This window comes from Flectobacillus roseus (genome assembly GCF_030056595.1).
Taxonomy (GTDB): domain Bacteria; phylum Bacteroidota; class Bacteroidia; order Cytophagales; family Spirosomataceae; genus Flectobacillus; species Flectobacillus roseus.
The window spans coordinates 383,142-393,355 of record NZ_JASHIF010000010.1; the positions used below are offsets into that span (position 1 = coordinate 383,142).

11 protein-coding genes and 1 rRNA gene are annotated in these 10,214 nt (G+C 36.8%); 9 read left to right on the forward strand and 3 right to left on the reverse strand.

Annotated elements, in window-relative coordinates; translation table 11 throughout:
* Window positions 1-130 precede the first annotated feature (130 nt).
* Window positions 131-727 carry a TetR/AcrR family transcriptional regulator gene (locus QM524_RS14055; protein WP_283345071.1) on the reverse strand — a complete coding sequence of 199 codons (597 nt, stop codon included), beginning with the start codon at window positions 725-727 and terminating at the stop codon, window positions 131-133.
* Between the two features lie 119 nt (window positions 728-846).
* On the opposite strand from QM524_RS14055, the gene QM524_RS14060 reads away from it, so the two are divergent.
* The 7 genes from QM524_RS14060 to QM524_RS14090 all read left to right on the forward strand — a co-directional run bounded on the left by QM524_RS14060 (window position 847) and on the right by QM524_RS14090 (window position 7,409).
* Window positions 847-1,989, forward strand: coding sequence for an FAD-dependent monooxygenase (locus tag QM524_RS14060; protein WP_283345072.1), 1,143 nt, complete (start codon window positions 847-849; stop codon window positions 1,987-1,989).
* Between the two features lie 134 nt (window positions 1,990-2,123).
* Window positions 2,124-3,395, forward strand: a complete 1,272-nt coding sequence (locus QM524_RS14065) for a metallophosphoesterase (protein ID WP_283345073.1) — start codon at window positions 2,124-2,126, stop codon at window positions 3,393-3,395.
* 173 nt (window positions 3,396-3,568) lie between these two features.
* The gene (locus QM524_RS14070) at window positions 3,569-4,441 is read left to right on the forward strand and encodes an OmpA family protein (RefSeq protein ID WP_283345074.1); all 873 of its coding nucleotides are present in this window, start codon (window positions 3,569-3,571) and stop codon (window positions 4,439-4,441) included.
* Between the two features lie 18 nt (window positions 4,442-4,459).
* Window positions 4,460-4,966: a hypothetical protein gene (locus QM524_RS14075; RefSeq protein WP_283345075.1), complete on the forward strand. Its 507-nt coding sequence runs from the start codon at window positions 4,460-4,462 to the stop codon at window positions 4,964-4,966.
* Window positions 4,967-4,968: 2 nt separating this feature from the next.
* Window positions 4,969-5,163, forward strand: coding sequence for a hypothetical protein (locus QM524_RS14080; protein ID WP_283345076.1), 195 nt, complete (start codon window positions 4,969-4,971; stop codon window positions 5,161-5,163).
* Window positions 5,164-5,324: 161 nt separating this feature from the next.
* On the forward strand, window positions 5,325-6,491 hold the full coding sequence (locus QM524_RS14085) for an AIR synthase related protein (RefSeq protein ID WP_166576974.1): 1,167 nt from the start codon (window positions 5,325-5,327) through the stop codon (window positions 6,489-6,491).
* A gap of 228 nt (window positions 6,492-6,719) precedes the next feature.
* The gene (locus QM524_RS14090; RefSeq protein WP_166576975.1) at window positions 6,720-7,409 is read left to right on the forward strand and encodes a YjjG family noncanonical pyrimidine nucleotidase; all 690 of its coding nucleotides are present in this window, start codon (window positions 6,720-6,722) and stop codon (window positions 7,407-7,409) included.
* An 84-nt stretch (window positions 7,410-7,493) separates the two neighbouring features.
* Here the strand turns inward: QM524_RS14090 and QM524_RS14095 are convergent, their stop codons facing one another.
* Both QM524_RS14095 and QM524_RS14100 read right to left on the reverse strand, forming a co-directional pair.
* The gene (locus QM524_RS14095) at window positions 7,494-8,072 is read right to left on the reverse strand and encodes a hypothetical protein (RefSeq protein ID WP_229362712.1); all 579 of its coding nucleotides are present in this window, start codon (window positions 8,070-8,072) and stop codon (window positions 7,494-7,496) included.
* Between the two features lie 163 nt (window positions 8,073-8,235).
* The gene (locus QM524_RS14100; protein WP_095161160.1) at window positions 8,236-8,538 is read right to left on the reverse strand and encodes a (2Fe-2S) ferredoxin domain-containing protein; all 303 of its coding nucleotides are present in this window, start codon (window positions 8,536-8,538) and stop codon (window positions 8,236-8,238) included.
* Window positions 8,539-8,685: 147 nt separating this feature from the next.
* Between QM524_RS14100 and QM524_RS14105 the strand changes: the two genes are divergently transcribed.
* Complete coding sequence (locus QM524_RS14105; RefSeq protein WP_283345077.1) at window positions 8,686-9,570, forward strand: fructosamine kinase family protein; 885 nt, start codon at window positions 8,686-8,688, stop codon at window positions 9,568-9,570.
* A 536-nt stretch (window positions 9,571-10,106) separates the two neighbouring features.
* Window positions 10,107-10,214: ribosomal RNA gene (locus QM524_RS14110) — 16S ribosomal RNA — on the forward strand; the annotation flags it as partial.

Consider the following 10,214-nt stretch of genomic DNA (forward strand, 5'->3'; position numbering starts at 1 on the left):
AAGTATTCACAACAAAAATGCAAAAAATATAGTAAATGGCTGTGGAGGTTTGAGATACCAGCTTTATGAAACATAAGTCCAAAACAAAGACTTGAATTTGTGATGAAACAACTATTTCCGAAACCAGAAATCACCAATCCGCATTACCACACAAATAGGGTTCAAATAGGGCGTAAAAGGTTTTGTGATAATAGGCTATTTTTTCTTGTTCATTTCCATCAAATAGAATCTCCGCCCGTGAAATCCAGAAATCTCCGAATAGTAGAGCCTGCTCGATTAAAGGTGTAATATTCTTTTCGGGAATATCAATGAAGCCATTCGCTTGCATCGAAGTAATGATATGTTTGAATTGTTCTTGTCGAATTTGCATCAAGGCCTTGAAATGTAGCTTGATGGCTGGAATTCGACGCATGATTCTGACAAAATCTAACATCAAGAATCTGTATTGATACAAAATCTCAAAACTACGATAGCTTAACTGATACAGAATTGTCAGTTGATTTTCGGATAAACCAGTCATTTGTATCGTCAGTTCATTGAGTTTATCCACAAGCTGTTGATACAGTGCTTCAATAATCACATCGGTATTCGCAAAATGATAGCATAAATTCCCATGACTTATTCCCATCTCACTTGCAATATGTCGAACAGTCACAAAGTCGGAACCTTGTTCATTGAAAAGAGTAAGAGCTTTTGCCAAAATCTTGTCTTTTGTTGATAATACCATGATGTATTTCAGGTAAAATTTTAAATGATTTTTGGTTAAAGATAATATTTTTAGAACAAATGTTCTACAGATAAATACTTTTAGTACATTTGTTCTAAATTCTAAAAACCTTTTCAATCATGAAAGTAATCATTATCGGAGCAGGTATCGGCGGACTCACTACAGCCATAGCTTTACAACAGTTAGGTCATGAAGTGATTGTCTATGAACAAAGTAGCGAAATCAAAGCTTTGGGCGCAGGGATTGTATTGGCCGCCAATGCTATGACGGCTCTACGAAAACTAGGAATAGAACAAAAAATTATCCGAGCAGGACGAATTATTAGTTCTTTTGAGGTAGTCGACGACCAAGGCAATGTTCTTTCGGAAGTATATGCTAATCGTTTTTTTGAAAAATATGGTATCGGAAACTTCACGATTGCTCGCTATGATTTACACCATATTTTAGCTTCTGAACTACAACAAGGAACAATTCAACTTGGCAAAAAGCTCAAAGATTTTTCCCAAAATGCTCAATCAGTATCTGTCACCTTCGAAGATGCTACACAAGATCAAGCTGATGTGATGATAGCAGGTGATGGAATTCATTCGGTGGTGCGCAAAAAGTTACTTCCCAACAGTAGCTTGCGATATTCGGGATATACCTGCTGGCGTGCGCTGGTCGATATTAGCGATATTCCTTGTGATATCAACAAAGCTTTCGAGGCTTGGGGTGCTAAAGGTCGTTTTGGATTTGTGCCCATTTCAGATACTCATGTGTATTACTTTGTGTGTATCAACGCTCCTTTAAATGACCCTCACTATCGACAATATACTCCTACCGATTTGGCAAAACATTTTGCCAATTATCAATTCCCTATCCCTCAAATTTTGTCGGCAACAACTATCAACAATTTTATGCAACATGATTTATATGATTTGGCGCCTATTCGTCGGTGGGCATTTGATAGAATTTTGTTACTAGGCGATGCCGCTCATGCCACTACACCCAACATGGGGCAAGGTGCTTGTCAGGCAATAGAGGATGCTTTGGTGCTACAACAAATCCTAAAAGAAGAATATGATTGGGAAAAAGTAACGAAACATTTCGAACAAAAAAGAATAGCAAGGGTTACTAAAGTGGTTAATAACAGTTGGAATGTGGGTAAATTAGCTCAGCTCGAAAATCCTTTGTTGATAAAACTCAGAAATTGGACAATGAAGCGCACCCCCGATCGTATGCGTGACAAACAATATGAGTTTTTATATGAAATAGATTTTTAGAAAAGAGATAGAATTTTCCGAAGAAATAGAAAAATTACCTTTTATCCAGAAAAAAAGACCAAAAGAAACCTTCAGAAAGCTTCGCTTGTTCTTTCCACATAGCGAAATAAAAATTCAACTATCCCAACTCTCCGATGAATAAGCTGATAATAATACCTGTGGTGACTGCTATCTTTCTGGTAATAGATTATTACGTTTGGCAAGCCGTAAAGGTATCTGTACAAAATTTTTCACAAACGATACAACAGTCTGCTCGATATATCTTTTGGGGTTTAACAACCCTCTCTCTTGTAGGTCTTTGGTTATATAACTTCACAAATCCCGATTTGCTCGGAAAGACAATTAGAACGTGGATTATGGTAGGTATTTTTATGAATTACCTTTCAAAAATCTTTGTCGTACTATTTTTATTAATTGATGACTTAGGAAGATTGATCCGTTGGATTGTACAAAAAGTTCAGCTTTTAACCAATTCAGCGCCAGTAGAAACTGCTAGTACTCCACAAGGAGAACCCATTACACGTTCGGAGTTTTTGATGAAAACGGCTGTTATTGCAGGTACAGTACCTGCTGTTGCTATGACTTGGGGGATATTGTCGGGAGCGCACGATTACCGTATTCGTAAGGTAAAGTTGGCTTTGCCCAATTTGCCAAAAGAATTTGAAGGATTGACGATTGCTCAAATTTCAGATATTCACTCAGGAAGCTTTTTCAATAAAGTAGCCGTAAAAGGAGGTATTGAAATGATTCTCAACGCCAAGCCAGATATGGTATTCTTTACAGGAGACTTGGTGAATAATCAAGCTGTGGAAGTACAAGAATACATTGATTTGTTTGGGAAAGTAAAAGCCCCACTAGGTGTATTTTCAACATTAGGAAACCACGACTACGGTGACTATGTGCAATGGGCATCGCCAGCTGCCAAACAAAAGAACTTGAATAATTTGATTCATGCGCATAAAGTAATGGGATGGGATATCCTCAATGATGAAAATCGCTTTATTGAGCAAAATGGCGAAAAGCTAGCGATTATTGGGGTACAAAATATCAGTGGTCAAAGTCGTTTTCATTCGTATGGTGACTTAGCCAAGGCTGTAAAAGGTACTGACGAAGCGGCTGTAAAACTTTTACTATCGCACGATCCAACGCACTGGGACAAAGAAGTAAATACTAAATACAAAGATATTGATGTGATGTTTTCGGGACACACACACGGTACCCAGTTTGGTATTACGGTAGGAGATACCACTTGGTCGCCAGCGCAATATGTGTACAAACAATGGGCAGGTTTGTATGAACAAGATAACCAGAAGCTTTATGTAAACCGAGGTTATGGATATTTGGGATATCCTGGGCGTGTAGGAATGCCACCAGAAATTACCGTTTTTGAATTGAAGAAAGCTTAATAGTATGGATATATCGAACGATGCTGAGATTTTCTTGGCATCGTTTTTTTGTAAAAACACCTTCCTTCTTTCTCCTAAAATGTCTTTTCTTACAAATATTTTACAAAAATACCTATAATCCTTTGTGACCTAGAGCTTTAGCCATTGTCTTATAAAAAATAAATTCTTTGGCTATGCAAAAAAATACTTTACCTTGGCTTATTGCGCTCACAGCTTGGATTGCTGGTTCGACTTACTGGCATGTCTGCAAAATCAAGGAAGTTTGTGATGAACCTCTCGTAAAATCAGCTTCATCTGCAAATACCCTGACTAAACCCTCCTTTGATATTCATAATTCTGATGGTCTTTCACTCAAAGCTTCAGGCAATATCAAATTTCCTCAGTCTGGCGAGACACCCAATGTGTCGGAGGTGCTACCTCAGCTAGCGCAACTCAAAGATTATCTTGCCAAAAATCCATCGCTTCAAATGCTTTTGATTGGAAGATATGCTTCTGATGAAAAGAATAATACATCTTTTGCGAATCTGGGCATTGCCAGAGCGGAGGCATTAAAGGGTATTATCTTAGGAGAAAAAGGCAATCCACAATCCATTGTTACAGATGGTCTCTTGAGCGATTCACTGTATTTTCAGGCAGATACGCTTATTGGTGGGATAGATGTGATATTTAAGCGAGTAGCATCTCAAAGTACAACTTCTTCCAACCTTGAATCTTCTCCTGATCTCACTTTATATTTCCCTTACGCTAAAACAGATTTTAGCCATTCTGAAGAAATAGATAAGAAAATTGAAGAAGTGCTAGCATTCCTCAAAGCTCACCCAAGTCAACAAGTTACGCTAACAGGATATACCGACAATAAAGGCTCCGACGAACTAAACTTAAAACTCTCGGCGCGACGAGCACAAAATGTACAAGACTTTTTTGTTCGAAGAGGACTTTCTCCAGAGCAGTTTAAAATCGTCTCTCAAGGCAAAGCAAATCCTCAAGGCAATAACGAAACGGAAGAAGGTCGTCAAGAAAATCGCCGAGTAGTTTTATCATTTTAACCCTAAATCATTATTAATATGTTTGAGCTAAATCCTCTTTTACACGAAAATGCTTGGTGGCAACATGTAATAATGTTTGTTGGCGCTGGCGTATTAGGATATATCATCGGTTATCGAAGTGGAGAATCTAAAACTTTTCTCCAAAATCAATTAAGTAGTCTTCAATCACAATTAGAATCTTGTAAAGCAAGTCTAGTAAAATCTACCCCTATAAATACTTCTACCATCTCAATACCTACTATTGCTCATACTTATCATACAATGGTTGAAAAACCCGACGATTTAAAGAAAATCGAAGGCATTGGACCAAAGATTGAAGAGCTGTTGAATCAAAATGGTATTTTAACTTTCATCCAATTGAGCCATGCATCTACGTATTTATTAAAACAAATATTACAAGAAGCAGGTCCTCGTTTTCAAATGCACGACCCCAGCACTTGGCCTCGTCAAGCCGAATTGGCTTCGGCAGGCAAATGGCAGGAACTAAAAGAATGGCAAGATATTTTAAATAAAGGAAAAGAATAAATATGGTACTATTAGCATTAAATCCTCTCTCAAAAGGTGTAGCTATTTCCGAAATGCTCATCCTTTTATTAGCAATAGCATTTGTTGGGTTTTTATTGGGTAGATGGGTAGTAAATGCCCAAAACGCCTCCTTAAAAAAACAACTCGCCGATACAGCAGATGAATTGAACGACTGCCAAAAGCAAAGAAACTCCTAATCCCTAATCACTTTAAAAGCGCTTTGGTAACAACACCAAGCGCTTTTTTGTGCTTTATAGTGGTGTTGTTCAAGTCTTTTGACCATAAATTCGTACTTTTGCAAAAAATTAGACATTGAGCACTGTTGACTCAATACCAATTAGTTTAACTCATTACTACTGTGAACCAAGAACGCTACGCACAAAGAGGTGTTTCTGCCTCAAAAGAAGACGTACACAAAGCAATCGAAAAATTAGACAAGGGACTTTTTCCAAAAGCTTTCTGTAAAATTTCGCCTGATATGTTGGGAGGCGATGAGGCTTACTGCAATATTATGCACGCTGATGGAGCAGGTACAAAATCATCGTTGGCTTACTTGTATTGGAAAGAAACAGGTGATATTTCTGTTTGGAGAGGTATTGCCCAAGACGCTGTGGTAATGAATACCGATGACCTAATTTGTGTGGGAGCAATAGACAATATGTTGTTGTCTAGTACAATTGGTCGTAACAAAAACCTTATTCCAGGTGAAGTAATCGCTGAAATCATTAACGGAACAGAGGAGGTTCTCCAAATGCTTCGTGACAATGGTATCGGTATCTGGAGTACAGGTGGCGAAACTGCCGATGTAGGTGATTTGGTTCGTACCATTATCGTTGACTCTACGGTAGTGGCTCGTATGAAACGTGATGATGTTATCTCAAATCATACAATTCAAGCAGGAGATGTTATCGTAGGTCTTGAATCTTTTGGTCAAGCTACTTACGAAAATAGCTATAATGGCGGTATGGGAAGTAATGGTCTTACATCTGCACGTCATGATGTATTAGGACATTATTTGGCCGATAAATATACTGAAAGTTTTGACCCAGCTGTTCCTGAATCTTTAGTTTACAGCGGTTCAAAATCATTGACAGAGGCTGTTGAAGGTACACCACTCAACGTAGGACAATTGATTTTATCTCCAACTCGTACTTACGCACCTGTAGTAAAAGCAATGTTGAAAGAGCTTCGCTCTGCCATTCATGGGATGGTACACTGCTCGGGTGGAGCCCAAACAAAAGTGTTACACTTTATCGATAACCTTCATATTATCAAAGATAACCTTTTTGAATTACCTCCATTGTTCAAACTGATTCAGCAAGAAAGTGGCACCGATTATAAAGAAATGTACAAAGTTTTCAACATGGGACACCGTCTTGAAGTATATGTACAACCTCAATATGCCCAAACAATCATTGACATTTCGAAATCATTTGGAATCAATGCTCAAATTATTGGTCGCGTAGAGGGTGCTGAACAAAAGCAAGTGACAATCCAGTCTCCTTACGGTGAGTTTGTTTATTAGTAAAAAGAATATTCGCTAGGAGTAAAGAGTGAAAAATGATAAGCTTTTAAAAAGACTTTATTATTGAAACTCCCATCTCTACAATATTATAATAGGGAGTAAAGGGCAAAGCTTTTACTCCCTATTATATTATATGGTATCTAGCTTTGAGAAATGTAATGAAAAGGTAATTCGGGTAAAACAAAAGTTTAATCTTTAAACCCGAAGACCAAATCCAACCATCACAACATGTACAAGCATATCTTTTTCGATTTAGATCATACATTGTGGGATCACCATTATAACTCAAAAATCGCATTAGGCGAAGTTTTTGAGTTATTTCAACTTCAAGAAATTGGTATTCCCTCGATTGAACAGTTTTACCATAAATTTAATGAGGTCAATCACAAACTTTGGTTAGATTACGAAAGAAGTAAAATCTCACAAGCCGAACTTCGTCATATTCGTTTTCGTCAGGTTTTTTCTCAACTAGGCGTCAACAATCATGATTCATGCGATCAAGTTTCGGACACCTATTTGGATATTTCTCCTAAAAAGCCTCACCTTTTACCTTATACCAAGGAGATTCTTGATTATCTCAGCCCAAAGTACCCATTACATATTATCACGAATGGCTTTAACGAAATCCAAGATGTGAAAATGAATAGCGGAGGAATCAAACATTATTTCAAACATATTATTACTTCTCAAAATTCTGGACACAAAAAACCAGATCCAGAGATTTTTCATTATGCTCTCGAGCAAGTAGGTGCCAAGCCTCGCGAGTGTTTAATGATTGGGGATACATTCTATACAGATGTGCTGGGAGCAATGCAAGTAGGAATTGATGCGGTTTTCTTTAATCCCAACGATCAACGTCATGTCGAACGCCCTACTTATGAAATCAAACATTTGAGTGAATTGAAGAAAATACTCTAGAAAGGAAATAACAAATGATAGGGAATAAAAACTGATGAGATTATTATAAAAGAGGAGGCTTTTATTCCCTTGAATACAAAAAAATTAAAATAACGATAATTGAGAGTGATCATCTTCAGCTACAAAAAGCTTTTTGTCCCTAATTTGCTTGCGATGGCTATTCACAAAATCACTAAAAGCATCTATTTCTTTATATAGCTCCGAAAAATTATAGCTATCAATATGATAACTTTCGACATATACTTCCGAAAAGTCGGTTATCACATAATCCAACGTTTTGATACCATAATTTTGTAAACCCAATAAATACAAGTTCTGGTGATTGTACTCAAACTTAGGTCCTGTGTATACTCTTGTGCTTTTTAGGTCTATAGCCTTATTATTACCAAGTATATCCACATATCCATATATAAGACAATCTTTATAGCGCGTTTCAGTATAAACTTGGGTTTTATATCTAGGAGGTAAAAGCGCTCTTGTCTTTTCTATCACATATTCAGAAAACATCTCTTCATTGGCGCCCGTCGTAATAGCCTTTTCAAAATCAATTCCTTTTTGTTGCGCTTCGGTTGTTGGGCGAGGCACACGATTAATCCTATCTAACATTTCCTGAAGGTCAACCATCAGATTTCCCTCTGAGTTAGTTTTTTCATGTAAAAACAAAGAAAATGTATTTAAAAGGGTCGGATAAACGCGAATCATAATAAAAGCGTCAAAAGACTTTAGAAATGGAAAACTTAGATATTCAATAAAATTGATGAAAAGTATAAAGTGATTCAAGAAAACTTTCTTAAATCACTTTATAGCTGTCGACATTGCATCTATACTATGCAATCACCAAGCGCTCTACTACTTTATCGTTTACTAGATGGCTTTCTACTATTTCAGGAATGTCAGATAATTCTACATTACCATAAAATACACCTTCAGGATATACCACCATCGAAGGGCCAAATGCACATACATCTAAGCAACCCGCTTTCTGCGCACGGATTTCAAGATTAAGACCTTTTTCTTTTAGCTCATCTTTAAGAGCGTTTACCAATGCCATGCCTCTTTCTTCTCCACAACATTTTTTAGGAGCAGGCTTTACGTTTGTACAAACAAACACGTGTTTTTTGTATTTCATAAATAACAATGAGTTTAAATAGACGATTGAGCTTATGCTAAATCAATAATTCTTTTATCTGCAATTTAGGTCTTTTATTGTAAATTTGGCATTAACGAAAGTTAAGACATTAGAGATAAAGCAAAAAAGATAAGGATATTTACGCACATGACATTTCAAACGCAGGAACAATACCAATTTATTGAATCTATACTTTTCGAAAACTTAGGCTACAACCCTGAGATTTTGGATTTCCAATTCTTTTATGGTGGAAATTTTAATTTGGCGGTTCGTGTAAAAGTCAAAGAAGGCGATTTCTTTATTAAATGGAATCAGGGAGATCACAATGGTATGTTCGAGACCGAAGCTCGTAGCTTGGAGTTATTAGGAAGTACTGGGGCGTTATCAATTCCCAAAGTTGTCAACTTTGGCAAAATTGTGGACAAAGACTATCTTATGTTAGAATTCCTTTCAACAGCCCATCGTCAAAATGACTTTTGGCAGGACTTCGGACGCAAATTAGCAAAGCTGCATTTAAACACTGCTCCCAATTATGGACTCGACTATAACAATTATATAGGAGCCCTTCCACAAAGTAACGAGTGGATGAATAATGGGGTAGAGTTTTTTATAGAAAAAAGGTTGCGTGTTCAAGCAGGACTAGCGCTATATGAAAGAAGAATCACTACTGAATTGTATGAACGCCTAATGGGCTTTGTTCAGAAACTGCCTTCACTTATTCCTAATGAGAAGCCTTCATTAATTCATGGCGACTTATGGTCTGGAAATGTAATGACTGATGCCAATGGGCAAGTAGCCTTAGTGGATCCAGCCTGTTACTATGGCCTTCGTGAAGCTGAATTAGCTTTCACAACGATGTTCGGCGGTTTCGATACCAACTTTTATGAAGCCTATCATGAGGTATATCCTATCGAAAATGGGTTTGGTGATCGTATTCCTATCTATAATTTGTATCCTCTAATGGTTCATGTTAATCTATTTGGAGGAGGATATTTGGATGCAGTGGAGAAAATTATCAAAAAGTTTGAATAAAAGAGAAAAAGATTTTGAATATAAATTGTATTATATCAAGTTAAAATTTCCCTACATAGCAGCCCGACGGGGCTGCTATGTTACTTTACCTTGAAATTTGTATTAAAAAATTAACAATTAAAACTTTTGTTATCAGCGACTTACAAAAAACTTTCAAAAATAGTTCAAAAAAGATTTGGATGGTAGAGAATAAAGTAGGAATTTTGCACTCCCAAACGACGGGAAAGAGGTTGTAGCGAAAAAGAAAGGATGTGAGTTGCGAAAATAAATTTTAAAAATATTTTCAAAAACATTTGGAAGTTAAAAATAAAGCAACTAATTTTGCACTCCCAAACAACGGGAAGCGGTTAAATCGAAAGAGATTTGACGACAATTTTTGAGATAATGTACTGACGATAAGTTGGTTAATTATTTTAGAGAAAAGAGTTCTTTGAAAAGCTGGTAAGAAAAGATAAAAGAAGATACTACATTCTAAGATAGGTTGTGATGTTATAATTCTTTAGAATAAGACAGAACAACATTTCATTAAAATATTTACAATGGAGAGTTTGATCCTGGCTCAGGATGAACGCTAGCGGCAGGCCTAATACATGCAAGTCGAACGGTGTAGCAATACACAGTGGCGCACGGGTGCGTAACACGTA

Coding starts and splice junctions, on each gene's coding strand:
- QM524_RS14065 (WP_283345073.1), top strand. CDS start 2,124: ATGAATAAGCTGATAATAATACCTGTGGTGACTGCTATCTTTCTGGTA.
- QM524_RS14105 (WP_283345077.1), top strand. CDS start 8,686: ATGACATTTCAAACGCAGGAACAATACCAATTTATTGAATCTATACTT.
- QM524_RS14060 (WP_283345072.1), top strand. CDS start 847: ATGAAAGTAATCATTATCGGAGCAGGTATCGGCGGACTCACTACAGCC.
- QM524_RS14100 (WP_095161160.1), bottom strand. CDS start 8,538: ATGAAATACAAAAAACACGTGTTTGTTTGTACAAACGTAAAGCCTGCT.
- QM524_RS14075 (WP_283345075.1), top strand. CDS start 4,460: ATGTTTGAGCTAAATCCTCTTTTACACGAAAATGCTTGGTGGCAACAT.
- QM524_RS14090 (WP_166576975.1), top strand. CDS start 6,720: ATGTACAAGCATATCTTTTTCGATTTAGATCATACATTGTGGGATCAC.
- QM524_RS14080 (WP_283345076.1), top strand. CDS start 4,969: ATGGTACTATTAGCATTAAATCCTCTCTCAAAAGGTGTAGCTATTTCC.
- QM524_RS14055 (WP_283345071.1), bottom strand. CDS start 727: ATGGTATTATCAACAAAAGACAAGATTTTGGCAAAAGCTCTTACTCTT.
- QM524_RS14070 (WP_283345074.1), top strand. CDS start 3,569: ATGCAAAAAAATACTTTACCTTGGCTTATTGCGCTCACAGCTTGGATT.